This window comes from Stappia sp. (assembly GCF_040110915.1).
Lineage (GTDB): Bacteria > Pseudomonadota > Alphaproteobacteria > Rhizobiales > Stappiaceae > Stappia.
In genome coordinates this window covers 3,080,964-3,097,478 of record NZ_CP157793.1, presented here as the reverse complement: position 1 = coordinate 3,097,478, position 16,515 = coordinate 3,080,964, and the positions used below count along the sequence as shown (strand labels likewise).

The window sequence follows — 16,515 nt, the reverse complement described above, 5'->3', positions numbered from 1 at the left end:
TCACAGCCTGTTTTCCTGCGAAATGCCGACGCTCATCTCGATGGAGAAGAACAGCAGCTTCACGTAGATGCCGACCTCGCCGGCGTATTTGGCGTAGTCGCCATCGCTGCGCTTGACGATCATCAGCGAGAACTCCCCGGCCACGCCCACGGTCACCACGGTGAGGTCGACCTCGGCCTTGAAGAAGATGAAACCGCCGAACGCCCAGGCGCTGTCATAGGCGATCACCGGGCCGAGACCGACGGCGACGACGGCCTCGAAGCCGCCGACCCCGCCGCCGAAGCCGATCCCGATATAAGCCTTGAGGCTGAAGTCGATGGTCGATACCACGCCGGCGGTCGCCGGCATGCCGCCGGGCGTCGTCGCCGGCACCAGTTCCGGGTAATAGGTCTTGCCGCCGATCTTCAGCTTGACGCCGTAGACGAATTTCCACGGCGTCGTCGGCGTCGTTCCGTCGAGCGAGATGACGATGCTGCCGCCGACGTAAGTCGCGTCGGAGACCGTGGGATCGCTGCCGGGCGGCAACAGATCGGGGGGAATGTCGACCTTGCCCTGGCCGGCCTCGAAGACGGCCGCGATCTTGAGCTTCAGGCCGAGGATGGAGAACTCGCCCGGCGCGACGGTCTTGATCTTGCCCTTGAACTTGACGTTGGTCGCGGCAAGGTCGATCGGCGGCACGGTGGAGCGCGGCAGGAAGCCCGGCAGGAACTCCAGCATGCTCTCCAGCGTCGGATGCATCAGCGAGCCGATCTCGACCAGCTGCGGGCGCACATGGGTGCCGCCGACCAGGGAGGCGCGCATCCCCGACATGTCCTCCAGACCCAGAATGTCGGTCCACACCTTGAGGTGCGGCATGGTCAGCGACCATTCGCTCTCCTCGATCCTGAGATCGATCGAGGTCTCGTCGTAGTCGAGCCGGGTCGCGGCGTCCGCGCTGTCGGACAGGAGCACGTCCTGCGCGCCGGGCGCGAAGCCGACCGGCGGCACCAGCCGAAAGAAGCCGCTCGCCGGCGACACCTCCAGGCGATGCGCGCCGGCGGGGCCAAGCGTGAGCGCGACATCCTCCGGCGGAAAGAGCCCGGCCCCGGCGGTGCGGGCGAAGATGTCGGCGAAAAGGGCGGGCAGGCCGGCCCGGATCGCGCGCGACCCGATGGGGATATGGGGACGCCGGAAGGCAAAGGAGTGGGTCGGTGTCGCCTGGACGAAGGCGTAATCCACCCGGGGTGCTGCGCCACGGAAGAGGTCGCCGGGATCGAGAAAGCGGATCTCGCTCGCGGGCGCCGGCACGACGATGCGGTCGTCGACCGGGTCGGCGGCGAGCCCTTCGCGGACGATCGGCACGCCGTCGGGCACGGCTTCCGCGCCCTCCGGTCCGTCGGGATCGCCGGGGCCTGAAAAGGCGGCGACCGCCCAGGCTCCGGACGGGCCGAACTGCGGCGCGCCGCGCAGCGCGCCGACCAGCACCGGCGTGCCGCCGTCGTCGGCATGGCCGGCTTCCACCCGGCGCACGCGACAGCGGAAGCCCGAGGCGTCGAGCGCCAGCAGCGTATCGACGGGACCGCCGGCGGGGCCCTGCGTCTCGAGAAGCACGCCGAGGTCGCGCGGCGTGATCGGGTTCCCGACCGGTTCCAGATGCAGGTAGCCGACGGCCCCGCGCATCGGCGTGCGTCGATGACCGGCCTGCGTGCCGATCTCGGCAACGCAGTCGAAGGCCATCGGATAGACCTTGCCGCCGTCGGGCAGGGTGATCGCCGGCCGGTCCGCCGGGCGGATGCGGGTCACGTCGAAGACCCCGCGCACGAGCCCCGGGTGAATGTCGTAGGGCGTGGGGCTGGGCGCCGGCTGGCCCGGTTCCACGCGGCGGAAGTCGAACAGGCCCGGCGAGGCGGCCTGCCAGCCGCTGTCGCGGCGCAGCACCCCGCCGCCGCCCTGGCGTTCGATGGTCACGGTGCGGGTCGCGCGGATGCCCCAGGGATAGATGGTGGAGACGAATTTCACGACCTCCAGCGCCGTGCGGCCGACCATCACCTGGAACTGCACCTTGGCGGCCTCCGCGAAGGCGGCGAAGGGGTTGGCCCAGTCGCTAAAGGTCGACCCGCCGTAGCCGGACAGGTCGAGCCGGGTCGCGGGCACGCGCGGCCGGGCGATGGCGAACTCGCCGTTGAACATCGCCTCCACCGAGGTGTCGGGACCGGCGGTCGCGCCGAGCACGGAAATGTTCAGCGGCGCGCCGCTCGTCAGGTCGACGCCGTTCAGCGTCTGCAGGGCGATCCCCTCGAAGGAGGCGCTTTCGCGTGGGGGAGGCGCGGTCGGCTTGCCGGCATGCAGCGTGAGGTGATGCGCGCCGGTGAAATCCTGGCCCGCGTCGAAGGTGGGGCGCGTCAGCTCGGCGCGGTCGGCGGCGCGGGTGGCATCCGGCGCGGGGCGCAGCGACAGGGCGGCGCGAATGCCGAACGGCAGCGTTGTGAGAACGTCGAGCCGCTCGCCGGAGCCGAAGCCCGCGATCATGTCTTCCAGCGCGATGTCGGGAATGGCGGGCGCAAGCCGGGCGGAGCGACCCGACACCACCGCGCGCCCGCCGTCGCTCGCCGAGGCGAGCGGGGTGGGGAAGTATCCGAGCGTGAGAAGGTCCTGATCCGCGTCGAGCGTGCGCACCGGCTCCCACTGGATCTGGGGCAGGGCGAAGACCCTGAGCCGCGCCCGGCGCGCGCCGACTGCAAGGCCCTGCAGCACGAAGGGATGGGCGGACGCCGGGCCGTCTCCGCCGGGCCGGTCCGGTTCGGGGGACGGTTCGCCTCCCGGCGGGATTTCCGAGGGCGGGACTTCGGAGGGCGGCTGCTTGCGGTGTGTGGCCGCGTCGATACGGTCGCCCCCGCGCGTCAGCAGTTCGACGCCGATCTGGTGGCGCGCGGTGGAGACGTCGAGCAGCGAGACGTCGCCGCGCCGCACCAGGGGGCCGGCGGTCTTGGAGAAATTGCCGATGGCGGTGGCGGTGTTTTCCGGCGGTTGCGCCGCCTGCCCGCGCTTGCGCGCCCGGCCCCACTCCGCCTGTTCTTTCTCGGAGCGCAGGACCACCCCGCCGGCCGTCTGGCCGGGGCGTGCGCGCACCTTGGGATCGATCGGGCGCACATAAGGCTTGGTCGGATTGCAACGCGCCAGCTGCGGCGCCGGCAGATCGGCGGCGAAGGCGACCTTGGGCGGATGGGCCGGATCGGCGCGCCAGCCGACGGCGGCGCGCACCGGCACGCGCGTGTCCGTCTCCTGCGACAGCACGGGGCCGCGATAGGCGCTCGATACATAAGGGTCGGGCAGGGTCGGCAGCCAGTTCGCCAGTTGGAAACCGAGCTCCAGCGCGCCGGAGGTCAGCGTTTTCCCGTCCTCCAGCCGCCCGTCGAGGGCGCGAAAGGCCGGTCCGTGAACCCGCATCACCGCGTTTTCGCCGACGAGCCGGACGGGCGCGCCGGTCGGGGACGCAGGCGTTGCGCCGATCACCGCAAGGCGCTCGGACTTCCCTTCCTCCGTGTGCAGCGCAAGCACAGTGGAGTCGGGCAGATCGAGCGGACGCCCGCGATGGTCGACGGGGCGCGACAGCAGGGCGGCGGCGGAACCGCTGAAGGCGAGGAAATGCCGGTCGTCTCCCGCACATCCGAGCGCGAGCACCGGACGTTCGCCAAGCGCGATGTCAAAGGGTTGGCGGCGATCCGCATCGCCGACCGCAAGCGGCCACAGGGCGTAGCGGCTGGTGGCACTCGCTGCGGCCTGCGCGTTCACATCGAGCAGCGCGAAGCGACCGAAGCCGATGGTGAGCACCGGGTCGCTCAGTTCGACGGTGCCCTCCAGGCTGGCCCAGCCGACCGCCGCCCGGCCCGCCAGACGCGTCAGCCAGAAGCCGAGGCCGCTCGCCAGCGGCAGGTCGAGCGGCGTCGTGGTGCGGGTGACCGGCACGAACCAGCCACCGTCCTTGACCTCCAAAGCCTCGGCAACCTTCGCCAGCCGCCAGTCGACCGCGTCGGCGCGGAAGGTGTCCGGCCGGGCTTTCGTCTCGAACAGCAGGCCGTTGAGCGCGCCGACGAAGCGCACGCCGGTCGCGCGGGAAAACTCGATCGTCTGGCCGTCCAGCGTCGCCGATCCGCCGTCGAGAGAGAGCTGTACGCCAGCGGGTCCGAACGCGATCTTCAGCGTCTTGGGCGGCTTGATGTCGGCGGCCTCGCAGGCGTGCTCGGGGTCGGGCGCATAGGCGAGGTCCAGTTCGAGCGTGCCGTCCAGCGGATCGTCGAGCGCGGAGGGATCGCCCCCTGTAAACCGGCCCGTGCCGCCGGTGACGGGCAGGCCCGCATAGGCATCGCCGGTTGCCGCCGGATCGAGCAGACGCGCGGCGATCCAGACCGTGCCGGCGGAGACGGTCACGGTGGTCTTGTCGGCGCGGCGGCGGATCTGGGCGCTGGAGAAAAGCAGGGCCGGCGCGCCTGCGCCCTTGACCGTCAAGGCGGTGAGGCCGGCGGGCAGGAACAGATCGAAGTCGCGGCGCAGACCCGCCAGATCATCGAAAGGGCCGAGCCGCCGGCTCGGCGCGAGCGCGGCGACATCGGCGCGCGGACCGAGCCCCAGTGCCGCGAGCGAGGCGAAGGCATCGCGCGGGCGCACGAACCCGGCCGGATGCAGGTCGGCCCTTTCAAGGTCCGTGTCCGCGCCCGGACCGAACACCCGCTCCAGATCCGCGTCGTCCGCCAGACTGTCGGCGTCGGGGGCCGTGTAGTCCGGTCGGCGCCGGATCTCGGCCGCGACGATCCGCGTCAGAACATCGAGATCGGAGGGATCGGCACGTCGCGACGCGCGCAAGCCCAGTGTGGCGGCGGCAAGACGCGCCCTGGCGCTGTCTTCCTTCGCGGTCTTCTCGGGCATGCCCCCCTCCCAGGTATCGTAAGACTGTCGTGCAAAAATCTCAGCCTGACGCGCAGGTTCGAATGCGGATGCGAGACACCCCGGCAGCGCCGCGCGGCTCGGGTCCGGTGTTCCATCTCCCGATCCGGGGAGCGGTCCGGGCTGCCCTGCCCCCGCGCCGCAACCCGCTCGGCGTCCAATCCAGATTTGGTTGTAATAATCTAATGTACAATCAAAGGTAACATCGTTTCGTGTGCGTGTCATGACGTCACGTGATGTGGGGGTGCGTTTGCCTTTCCCTCTGTCTCTTCCTGTGTCTTTCCCTCTGCCTTTCCGGCTGCTCTTCCGGGGAGCGGCTGCTGCAATCGGCACCCTTGATGGATCTCCTTTCGATGGAGGCATGGGTTCGCGTGCCGGGGCCTGGAAAAGGCCCCGCCACGCAGGCCGGAACGGGATGCGCCGGGGCGGTCGCCGAAGCGCCGTCTTCGTCGCGCAGAGACTGTAAATTTCATGCAATCATTAAATATAACTCAGGTTGTATATCAAGAGATTCAGTTGTAGTGGGTTTTGTTTTTGAAATTAACGTCGTTCATTCGGACAAAGAACTTGTGCGCGGGGCAATTGTTTGGAATATTTCAATTATAAGTGGTATTTTTCATTGTTTCACGATTAGCGAGATATGGGGTCGCCATGTTCGACATCACCACGGTGCGCGAGATCGATTACGGCGCGAGCGGCGTCGTCTATGTCTATCAGGACCATGACAACCCGAAGCTCTGGTACATGGTGCCGGTTCCCACGCTTCGAACGGTGAACGGGGCGCCCGCCTTCTCGCTCGTCGAATACACGAAGAACGGCGGCGGTCTGTCCGGACTTTGCACCTTCGAGATGGAACTGGTGCAGCCGCCCGCCGCCAAGGAAGCGGCGAAGCAGGTGCTCGGGGACGACATCAGCTGGGGCGGGTTCACCTGGGTCGGGGGCACCGCGTATTTCTATTTCGACGTCGAGGGCGAGACGGATGTGCTGGCCGTGGAGCCGACGCTTTACGGCACCAATGTCGCCGCCTTCCAGATCCCGCTGGAGACGGCGGAGGCGCTGAACACCTTCAAGACCGCCTATTCGCAAGGCGGCGGCGCGTCGCCCTTTCGCGTCGAATACGACATGCAGGTTCTGACCAAGCTGCTCGGCGCGAAGGCGACGGTGAAGTACCGGGCCGAGGCGGCGATCGAATACGAGAAGACCTACAAGACCGTGCGCGACACCTGGGGCAACCAGAAGAAGGTGTTGCAGGACGTCAAGCAGGTGCTGCAGCAGTCGGGCGCCGGCGAGGTCAAGGTCGAGATCGGGCCCGGCAGCACGCAGGAGCTGGAGCAGCGCGTGCGCGACTGGGGCTGGACGACGCTGGAAAACCAGGTCGCCAACACGGTTGCCGCCGCCGCGACCATGGCGACGGGGCCGAACCCGGTCTCCGCCACCACCTCCTTCGAGCAGACCTATGTCGAGGACACGGTGATCGACTGGTCGACGCCGGTGTCGAGCTTCATGCGCAAGTTCTCGGCCGAGGAATGGAGCAAGCTCTTCATCGAGGTCGACAATCGCAAGTTCTCCGTGGTCTTCAACCTGATCGGACAGTTGAGCCGCACCGACGACGGCGATCCGATCGCGGACTCCGTCACCGTCACCGTCGAGTATCCGACCCGCACCACCGACAATACCTTCACGCTGATCGTCACCGACGGCGACCAGTCGTCGAAGGTCTACGAGGCGCCGGGGGACTTTTCGGGCGGCGACTACAATCCGCAGTTCACCTATTCCTTCGTGATCCAGTTCAAGGACGGAACCTCCTACCAGAGCGACAAGATCACCACGAGCGACACGCTGATCAACATCACGCCCAATGTCTTCGGCACGCGGCAGGTGGCCTTCATCGGCCAGGACGTGCCGTTCGTGAGCGGGTCCTCCGGCACCGTGAAGGCGGTCAATATCGACTTCTTCTTCGCCCCGCCCTCGGGCAATCCGGCCATCGTCCAGACCAAGACGATGACCGCCAATGGCGACGACAACGCCGTCACCTTCGACAGCTACTACAATCTGCCGATCGGGCAGGGGTACACCTACCGCCTGCGCTACCAGATGTCGGACAATTCCGTGGTGGTCTCGCAGCCGCCGGGCGCCCTGTCGAGCGCGCCCGACAACACCGGCTCCGGCAATGCCGACATCGTCTTCGTGCAGGATCCGAAGGGGTTGTTCACCCAGTTCACGCTGCGCGCCTTCAACTACGTCGGCGCCCCGGCCAATCTCGTTCTCGTGGACGTCAACGCCCAGTATTTCGATCCGGCCAACGATCCGGGGAGCTGGCTGTTCGAGAACACCTGGTCGAACTGGCAGCCGGAGGGCTTCCTGAGCTTCGCCGAGCCGCGCTGGAACTTCCAGGCCGTCGATAACGCCAATTCCGCCTATTACAATATCTCGGGCACGGTGTTCTACGACGACGGCAGCAACTTCACGCTGACGAATTACAAACAGTCCAGCGAGTACAAGACGCTGACGATCACCAACACGATCGAGAATTACAGCATTCTCGTGGACACCGGCCTGATCGACTGGACGCAGGTGGCCAACGTCAATCTGACGTTGTTCCAGCTCAAGAAGGACGCCAGGGAGAAATTCGGCGACGCGCTGCCCGACTTCTTCACCAAGCCGCGCGAGGAGATGACCCGCGAGGAACGGGCGGTCGCGGAGGGCTCTCAGGAGAACCTGCTGCTGTTCAACATCCTGGGGAGCAGCGACGGCCAGCCGGTCGACAATCTGCAGCGCTACTACGGGCTTCAGCGGCCGCGCGAGGACCCGGAGGTGGAGTTCTACTACACTGCTGTCTACGTCATGAAGCAGGGCGGCGAGAAGCGCACGCTGAGCGACCAGAAGGTGGAGGGCAAGCTCTCGGTCGAGCTCCCGGCGGTACCACCGCCGACGACCACACCCGGCATCGTGCGCCACGCCGTCAAGCCGGACGCGCTCGCCGCGCACATGCGTACGCAAGGCTAGGGGCCATGACCGCCCTGTCCGCGGATGGCGGCGGCGGGGCCCCGGGCAACCGGTCCACGCCGGTTGCCGCTCTTGCGGCTCTCGCCGGCGGGGCGGGGTCGCGTCCGCAGACCCTCGCAGCGCTCGTCGCGGCAGTGCGCGCGGCGGGGCCGGAGGCGCCGCATTCCGGAGGCGCCTTGCCGCCAAGCGATCTCACGCCGTCCGGCGCGCCCTTCGAGGCGGCCGTCGTCTGGCCGTCCGGGGACCTTCGCGTCAGCCTCGATCCGTGTCCGGGCGCGCCGGCGGCGGCGCGTCGCGCGGCCTGCCTGTCCGCCCTCGACGCGATGGCGCGGCGGGCGTCCCTGTGCCGCCAGCAACGGACCATTCTTGCGCGCGTCCGCGACTGGCAGGACGCGCATCCGGCCCGCTATGGCGCCTGGCTCGGCCTGCGGCCGTTAGGCGGCGGGGATGCGGCTTCGGTGCGCGCGAAACTCTATCTCGACGTGCCCGTCGACGCGCCGTGGCAGGCCTTCGAGGAAGACCTCGTCGGCGCGCCGCCGGTGCTGCCGAACCGGGACATCCGGCTCACCATGATCGGGCTCGATCCGCTCAAGGGCGGCGCGGAGCTCTACTGGCGCTGCGGGCGGCTCTATCCGGGCGAGATCGACACGCTCTTGCGCCGCTTTCGCCTGCCCGAACGCGGACGGGAAATCGTCGCCTGGATCGAGGCGCTGACACAGCGCAGCCTGCGCTTCGAGCTGCCGGCCTATGACATGGGCTTCAGCTGCGCCGTCGACGCGGGGTTCGTGCCCCGCGTGTTCACCTGGTACGCCAATGCGACGTCGTTCCTGGGACCTCCCGAACGCTGCCGCGCCGCGCTCCTGCGGGTCGGGGAAGCAGCCGGCTGGCCGATGGACGATTATCTCCGCCTGACCCGGCCGGACGCGCGCGGCCGCGTGCCGATGCACGGGCTCATCGGCGCGATCCTCGCCGACGGCGCGCCGCTCGCCGCAACGGCGACGGTTGCCGTCGATGCCGCCTTTGACGGGGAGGGGCGCCATGGCTGATGCCGTGCTCGACCGCCTGCTTTCGCTGCAATCGCAGAGCGGCGCCTTCCCCTCCACGGTCGAGGGACCCGACGGGTCGGTCGTCGACGAAACCTGTTTCGTGACGGCGCAGGTGGCGTTGCTTCTGATCGAGGGACGCGCCGGCGTGACAGGGGCGGCGGCGCATCGGCGCGCGCGCGCCATCGAACGGGCGCTCGATTTCGTCGAGACCTGCGCGGCCGATGACCCGGCGGGGGCCTTCTGCTTCTATCCGCCGGGGCGCGCGACGCCGCGTCTCGATATCGCCCTGCCGCCCGATGCCGACGACACGGCGCTCGGCTGGCTCGCGCTGATGGCCGGCGGCCGGCGCACGCCTGCTGATGCGCGCGCGGCGCTGACCGCGTTGATCCCGCGGCTTGAGGTGCGCGCGGCGCGGCGCGGCGATCCGCCCTTCGCGCGCGCGCCGCTGTTGCGGACCTGGTTCGCGGCGCCGGACGCGCCCAACCCCGTCGACCTGATCGTCAACATCAACATTCTGGCCGCGCTCGCCGCGGCCGGCTGTTCGCCCGAGTTCTGGCGTGTCCGGGCCGCGCGCCTGCGCGCGCTCCTGCCCTCTCATCAGCCGGACCGCTCCGAGCTGCGGAGCCTTGCGCCCTATTACGCCGACGGGGCGGAACTGGCGATCGCAGGTGCGCGCGCCGTGCGCGTCGGCGTGGCGGAGCTGGTCGGTGTGGCCGGGATACCGGCACCGGCCGGCGATCCGCTCGGCCGGCCGCTCTACTGCAATGCGCACGGCCGCCCGATCTGGCGCGCGCCGGCGCTCCAGCTTGCCCGACGTTGGCTTCGCCCCGCGTTTCCACGCATCGATACAACCCTGATTTCGGGAGGTTCCCATGACGTTCATGCCCAGATCCGCCTTCGCTGACCTGTCCGCGGGTGAGCGCCCGGCGGCCCGCGCCAGCACCAAATACATGGAGACCTTCCAGCTCTCGAAGCCGGCGCTCGGCGGCACCGACATCCGCACCTATGCGAATACCGCCGGCAATCTGGACCTCTACACCATCGGCACCAACAACGAGATCTACCGCCTGCGCCGGGGGGAGAACGCCGAGGCGCCCTATCACGACACCAACCTGAAGATCACCGGGCGCCAGCTTTTCCTCTACACCTCGGGGACGGAAAGCAGCGATACGCCGAACATCCTGGCGCTCGGCGACAACGGGCAATTGCGGCTCGCCGAATACAAGGCCACCACCCAGACCTATTTTCAGCAGGAGACCCGGCCGGCCGACGCCACCCAGACCATCCGCCAGTTTCGCGGCGTGCGCGGCATCACCGGCAATATCTACGTCAACGTCATGCTCGACGTGCCGGGCGAAACCTATGGTCTGCTCGCCAACAATTTCTTCAAGCCCGGCAGCAGCGAATGGGCCGGTCGGGTCTGGGCGCCGATCATGGGGCCGGGCGGCACGCAGGCCGAGGTGCTGTCCATCGCCATGGTCGAAAACAGCGCCGTGCAGTCGGCGATCTTCGCCATCGGCAAGGATTATGACGTGCTCTTCTCCGAAAGCAGCGACCGGACCTCGCAGCTCCGCGCGCTCGGGTTCAAAAAGGCGACGGCGCTCTCCGTTGTCGTCGACCGGGACGACCGGCTCAACATCTTCGCGGTGGAGAAGGACACCGGGAAGCTGATGCTGAAGAAGGAGAAGAAGTACCAGTCCGGCACCGTCAAGCAGTTCGACGACTGGGTCTATGTCGATGCCGGTCAGAGCGTGAAGCTCACCCAGATCTATGCCTCGCAGTGTTTCAACGACCTGCTTCAGGTCTTCGGCATCGGCGACGACGGGCGGCTCTGGCGGGCCGGCGAGGTGCCGGGCACGGGCCGTTCGGCGGAGCCGGTGTGGAACACGCTGTTTCCCCTCGGCAACGAAATCCCGACCGATCCGGCCTCGCAGGCGACGATCTTCACGGTCGGGCGCGATCTTGCCGGCTACGCGGAGGCCTACACCGTCTCGGCGGTGGGCGAACTCACCCGCTTCTGGCAATCGCCGACCTCGCAGCAGTGGTTCGAGGAAAGCGTCGAGCTCTTTCGCGGCGACAACGAGATGGTGCCGGTCGAGACCCATGCGCTGGAGCTTGTCGTGCTCGACGAGGACGGCATGCCGATGTCCTTCGCGCCCGTCTCCATCCAGGCGTCGTTCCTGGTGACGCTCTTCGTGGACGGGCGTTCCTACCGGTGCAGCCAGCTCAACCGGGTCACGGTCGAGACCGGCCCGAACGGCAAGGTCGTCGTCTACCAGAAGGCCAATGCGCTGGCCGGCGCGACGCTTTATGTCGAGACCCCGTCGACGCTGGCGGGCAGTCCGCTCGCGGTGGAGCCCAACCTGCAGCTTCAGGAGAAGCTCGCCACGCTCTCGGTGGACGACATCAAGAACGCCAGGGACGCGAAGGGCGACTATCTGCTCCCGGCGGAGTATCGCACCAGCGACGAATACGCCCAGAGCCTGCAGCAGATCACCCAGGCCTCCATGCAGATCGCCGGGCAGCAGGAAACCCGGGTTGGCAAGGTCGCCTATCACACGGTCAGCCGGGCACGCGCGGCGCGCGGGTTCAATCCACGTCTGAACCTCGCCGCGCTCGAAGGCACCAGCTGGGCGATCGATTTCTCCTCCGGCTTTCCGCAGTACCAGGACATGACGCTGGACGAGGTGGCCGCGTGGAAGACCTCGCGGCTTGCGGCGATGCAGAGGGACGACGCGGACGGGGCGGTCGGCGGGTTTCTCGGCATCGACTGGGGCGATGTGTGGAACGGCATCAAGAACGCCGCCGAATTCGTGGTGAACGGGCTGACCAAGATCGTCGTGGAGATCGTCGAGGGCATCGGGCGGGTGCTGTTCGAGATCGGCGGCAAGGTGTTCGAGGCGATCATCGAATTCGCGCAGCAGGCCTTCGACTTCGTGCAAGGGGTTTGGGAGTGGCTGAAGGTGAAGCTGCGCCAGCTCTTCGAATGGCTCGCCTTTCTGTTCAACATTGGCGATTTCGTCCGCATGGCCGAGGCGGTCGAGCACAACACCCGGGTGCTGCTCGATTTCACCGTCGATGGTGTGGAGCACGTCAAGAGCCTGATCCTCGGCGGCATCGACACGATGAAGGACAGTCTGCAGGCGACCGTCGACAGCTTCGTGAAGGAGCTTCTGAAGGAGGACAATCCGACCTACGACCAGTTTTCCAAACAGGAGGAAATGTCGGACGACGAGGCCTATCAGCTCGAACACAACATCTTCGCCAACGCCTATGAGCAGAACGGCGGCAATGCCAGCGAGAAGGGGGAGACCTCCGTCACCGTGATGACGCAGACGGCCTTCGCCTCGTCCCTGCAGGACCTCGTCACCATGCTGGAGGATCTGGCCGACAACTTTCAGTTCGGCGACGGCAAGGAGGCCTTCGACGAGGCGGTCGGCTATTTCACCGCAATCGGCGACAATCCCAATGACGCGCTCAATCTTCTGGTCAGCGGCGTGGTCAAGACCATGGAGAGCGTCGCGCTCTTTGCCCTCGATGCCGCCAGGGGCGTCATCGCGACGATCATGGATCTGATCCGGGAGGTGGTGGAGGCCTTTCGCGACGTGCTGTTCGCGGAGTGGGAAATCCCGATCGTCTCGCAGCTCTACAAGTTCTTCACCGGCAAGACGCTGTCGATCCGGGTGAGCCAGATCGCGTCCTATCTGATCGCGATCCCCTCCACGCTGATCTACAAGCTCGCGACGGGCAGCGCGCCCTTCCCGGACCAGGCGTCGCTCGACGCCTACAAGAGCTACATCACCGTCGACTGGCTGAAGTCGAAGTTCGGCATCCAGAGCGAGAAGGCGCTGGCCGTCGACATGGCCCAGGAAAAGGTCGTCGCGCAGATCGCGCTCGGGGTCTATGCCGGGGCGATGGGCGTGCGGCTGTTCACCGACAGCCTGACCGGCTTCCTGAGCTCCACCGCCGCCGTGCAGCCGGACCAGCCGACGAAACTGCCCGCGAACATCAAGACCTACGTCGGCAAGTGGAAACCGAAGGGCAAGTCGCTCGCCGGTCTCGCGGCGGTGATCCTGCGCTACACGACGACCTTCGCGACCATGCCCTGGCTGATCCGGCCGGGCGCGCCGGCGCCGAGCTGTCCGGCCGGCGACAAGGGGTTCGCCGGCACGATCTGGATCTGCCAGCTCATCTTCGGGCCGACGCGCGGGCTTTTCGTGCTGGCCGTGGTGCCCGGCGGGCGGCCGCGCGTCTACACCGGCGAGATCACGCTGACGCTGTGGGGCGTGGCCAACATGATCATGGTGGCGTGGAACTACAACGACAGCCAGACGAAGGACAAGCTCGCCAAGCTCGGCCTGTCGCGGGCGCTCACCAACATCATTCCGGGCCAGGTGACGCGGGTGCTGTTCGTGCCCGACATCCAGGAGGCGACCTATTTCGTGCCGGCGATCATCGGCGAGGTGCTGCAGGTGGTCGGCTATCTGGGCTCCGCCGGCGTGGCGATCGCGGAACTGGTCGAAGTGGGCAAGACCGACTTCGACAGCCTGAAGATCGAGGGGTAGGCGGGGGGGGCGGCTGCGTTTGCGGCAACGTGGCATGCCCACCGCAGCGGGCGTGCCTCTCCGACCCCGGCTCCCGGCTCTGGCGCGCGCTGACGCTTGGCCGGGGTGACGCAAATGTGACGCGTCGGGTGTACCAACCGGCGTCATCCCGGCTGCAGCGCAGCGGAAAGCCGGGATCGGGGAGCCGAAGTGGCGCGGCAAGGCCCGGCGATGACCCCACTCACCGGCGTCATGCCGGGCAACGCGGAGCCGCGACCGGGTACCCAATCGCTGCCAGAGCGGCGGTGTGAGGCGCGGGGCAGGCGGGGCGCACGGGCCTTCTCTTGAATTCTGAGGGCGCCAATGGGCCCCGGGTCTCCGGCTTTGCCTCCGTCCGGGGTGACGCGCGTGTGAAGCGCCGGATGTCGCCGTCGACCGTGTTCCGCACAGTTAAAAAAAACCCGCGGCCGGGATGGCCGCGGGCGAGTCTGTGAGTGCTGTCTCGCAGGTGGAGCAAGGCCCCCCGGATCAGGCGAGGTCGAAGCGGTCGGCCTCCATGACCTTGGTCCAGGCCGCGACGAAGTCCTTGACGAACTTCTCCTGCGCATCCGCCTGGCCGTAGACCTCGGCGAGCGCGCGCAGCTGCGAGTTGGAGCCGAAGACCAGATCGACGCGTGTGCCGGTCCACTTCACGGCGCCGGTCTTGCGGTCGCGGCCCTCGAACACGGTCGAGGCCTCGTCGGCCGGCTTCCACTCGGTCGCCATGTCCAGCAGGTTGACGAAGAAGTCCGTCGTCAGCTGCCCCGGACGGTCGGTGAAGACGCCGTGGCGGGAGCCGTCCCAGTTGGCGTCGAGCGCCCGCATGCCGCCGACGAGCACGGTCATTTCCGGCGCGGTGAGCGTCAGCAGATGGGCCTTGTCGACCAGCAGCTCCTCGGGCGACAGCGTGTAGTCGGTCTTGAGGTAGTTGCGGAAGCCGTCGGCCATCGGCTCCAGCACGTCGAAGGACTCCGCGTCGGTCTGCTCGGCGCTGGCGTCCATGCGGCCCGGCGTGAAGGGCACCTCGACGTCGTGACCTGCATCCTTCGCCGCCTTTTCGACGGCGGCCGTGCCGGCGAGCACGATGAGGTCGGCGAGCGACACCTTCTTGCCGCCGGAGGCCGACGCGTTGAACTCGGCCTGGATACCCTCCAGCACCTTCAGCGCCTCGGCGAGCTTCGCCGGCCGGTTGACCTCCCAGTCCTTCTGCGGGGCGAGACGCACGCGCGCGCCATTGGCGCCGCCGCGCATGTCCGAGCCGCGGAAGGTCGAGGCCGACGCCCAGGCGGTGCGCACCAGCTCCGAGACCGACAGACCGGAGGCGAGGATCTTCTCCTTGAGTGCCGCGATGTCGGCGGCGTCGACCAGCGGATGATCGACCGCCGGAATCGGGTCCTGCCAGATCAGGTCTTCTTCCGGCACTTCCGGACCGAGGTAGCGCGTCTTCGGGCCCATGTCGCGGTGGGTCAGCTTGTACCAGGCACGGGCGAAGGCGTCGGCGAACTCCTCCGGGTTTTCATGGAAGTGGCGCGAGATCTTCTCGTAGGCCGGGTCCATGCGCATCGCCATGTCGGCGGTGGACATGATGATCGGCACCTTCTTGGACGGATCTTCGGGATCCGGCGCCATGTCCTCTTCCTGGAGGTCCTTCGGCGTCCACTGCCACGCGCCCGCCGGGCTCTTGGTCAGTTCCCATTCGTATTTGAACAGGACGTCGAAATAGCCCATGTCCCACTGGATCGGATTGGGCGTCCAGGCGCCTTCCAGACCCGAGGTGATGGTGTCGCGGCCCTTGCCGCTCTTGTGGGTGGACAGCCAGCCGAGCCCCTGGGCCTCCAGCGGCGCGCCTTCCGGCTCCGGGCCCACATTCGAGACGTCGCCCGCGCCGTGGGTCTTGCCGAAGGTGTGACCGCCGGCGGTGAGCGCGACCGTCTCGTAGTCGTTCATCGCCATGCGGGCGAAGGTCTCGCGGATGTCCCTGGCCGACGCCAGAGGGTCCGGGTTGCCGTCCGGGCCTTCCGGGTTGACGTAGATGAGGCCCATCTGCACGGCCGCGAGCGGGTTTTCCAGCTCACGGTCGCCGGAATAGCGGCTCTGTTCGTGGTCGGTGGTGGCGAGCCACTCGTTCTCCGAGCCCCAGTAGATGTCCTCCTCCGGCTCCCAGATGTCGGCGCGCCCGCCGCCGAAGCCGAAGGTCTTGCCGCCCATCGACTCGATCGCGGCATTGCCGGCGAGGATCATCAGGTCGGCCCAGGAGATCTTGTTGCCGTACTTCTGCTTGATCGGCCACAGCAGGCGCCGGGCCTTGTCGAGGTTGCCGTTGTCCGGCCAGCTGTTGAGCGGGGCGAACCGCTGGCTGCCCGTGCCGCCGCCGCCGCGGCCGTCGGCCGTGCGGTAGGTGCCGGCGCTGTGCCAGGCCATGCGGATGAACAGGCCGCCATAATGACCGTAGTCCGCCGGCCACCAGTCCTGGCTGTCGGTCATCAGCGCATAGAGATCCTGCTTGAGCGCCGCGAGATCGAGCGACTTGAACTCCTTGGCGTAGTCGAAGCCCGTGCCCATCGGATCGGTCAGCGACGAGTTCTGGGCCAGGATCTTCAGGTTGAGCTGTTTCGGCCACCAGTCGCGGTTGGTCACGAAGATCTTGCCGGTAAACGGGCAGCCGCTCGGCTTGTCGTCGGTCAATGCGTCCATGGGTCTCTCCGATCGTCTTGCGCATTCCCCCCGGAATGCCGGAATGTCTTGCGCCCCGCGCGGGATCGCGGGGTCGTATGCCCGGAAGCAAACGGAGCGGCGCCTCGCCTGCCCGGTCGCACCGCCGGGGCGAACCTTGCAGGCGGGCAGGCGGGCGGCATGTCATCCACCGAAGGCGCCGCGCTCCGATCCTTCCACGGAAATGCTACCGCCCTGCGACCATCAGAGAAATGCGTATTTATTGATTTTTCGATCAGGAAAACTGA

6 protein-coding genes are annotated in these 16,515 nt (G+C 67.7%); 4 read left to right on the top strand and 2 right to left on the bottom strand.

Annotated features, from left to right (window positions below):
* A complete protein-coding gene (locus ABL312_RS13840) occupies window positions 1-4,902 on the bottom strand; it encodes a hypothetical protein (protein ID WP_349357981.1) in 4,902 nt (1,633 codons plus the stop codon).
* A gap of 669 nt (window positions 4,903-5,571) precedes the next feature.
* On the opposite strand from ABL312_RS13840, the gene ABL312_RS13835 reads away from it, so the two are divergent.
* Genes ABL312_RS13835 through ABL312_RS13820 form a run of 4 tightly spaced genes read left to right on the top strand, consistent with a single transcriptional unit; the run spans window position 5,572 to window position 13,537 of the window.
* A complete protein-coding gene (locus ABL312_RS13835) occupies window positions 5,572-7,926 on the top strand; it encodes a hypothetical protein (RefSeq protein ID WP_349357979.1) in 2,355 nt (784 codons plus the stop codon).
* Between the two features lie 5 nt (window positions 7,927-7,931).
* Complete coding sequence (locus tag ABL312_RS13830; protein ID WP_349357978.1) at window positions 7,932-8,972, top strand: hypothetical protein; 1,041 nt, start codon at window positions 7,932-7,934, stop codon at window positions 8,970-8,972.
* Window positions 8,965-9,876, top strand: coding sequence for a hypothetical protein (locus ABL312_RS13825; protein ID WP_349357977.1), 912 nt, complete (start codon window positions 8,965-8,967; stop codon window positions 9,874-9,876). Before ABL312_RS13830 ends, ABL312_RS13825 begins: the two co-directional genes overlap by 8 nt.
* The gene (locus tag ABL312_RS13820; RefSeq protein WP_349357976.1) at window positions 9,845-13,537 is read left to right on the top strand and encodes a hypothetical protein; all 3,693 of its coding nucleotides are present in this window, start codon (window positions 9,845-9,847) and stop codon (window positions 13,535-13,537) included. Before ABL312_RS13825 ends, ABL312_RS13820 begins: the two co-directional genes overlap by 32 nt.
* A 507-nt stretch (window positions 13,538-14,044) precedes the next feature.
* Here the strand turns inward: ABL312_RS13820 and katG are convergent.
* Entirely contained in the window at window positions 14,045-16,249 is a 2,205-nt protein-coding gene (katG, locus tag ABL312_RS13815) for a catalase/peroxidase HPI (RefSeq protein ID WP_349357975.1), read from the bottom strand.
* Between the last annotated feature and the right edge of the window lie 266 nt (window positions 16,250-16,515).

Coding starts and splice junctions, on each gene's coding strand:
- ABL312_RS13840 (WP_349357981.1), bottom strand. CDS start 4,902: ATGCCCGAGAAGACCGCGAAGGAAGACAGCGCCAGGGCGCGTCTTGCC.
- katG (WP_349357975.1), bottom strand. CDS start 16,249: ATGGACGCATTGACCGACGACAAGCCGAGCGGCTGCCCGTTTACCGGC.
- ABL312_RS13835 (WP_349357979.1), top strand. CDS start 5,572: ATGTTCGACATCACCACGGTGCGCGAGATCGATTACGGCGCGAGCGGC.
- ABL312_RS13830 (WP_349357978.1), top strand. CDS start 7,932: ATGACCGCCCTGTCCGCGGATGGCGGCGGCGGGGCCCCGGGCAACCGG.
- ABL312_RS13825 (WP_349357977.1), top strand. CDS start 8,965: ATGGCTGATGCCGTGCTCGACCGCCTGCTTTCGCTGCAATCGCAGAGC.
- ABL312_RS13820 (WP_349357976.1), top strand. CDS start 9,845: ATGACGTTCATGCCCAGATCCGCCTTCGCTGACCTGTCCGCGGGTGAG.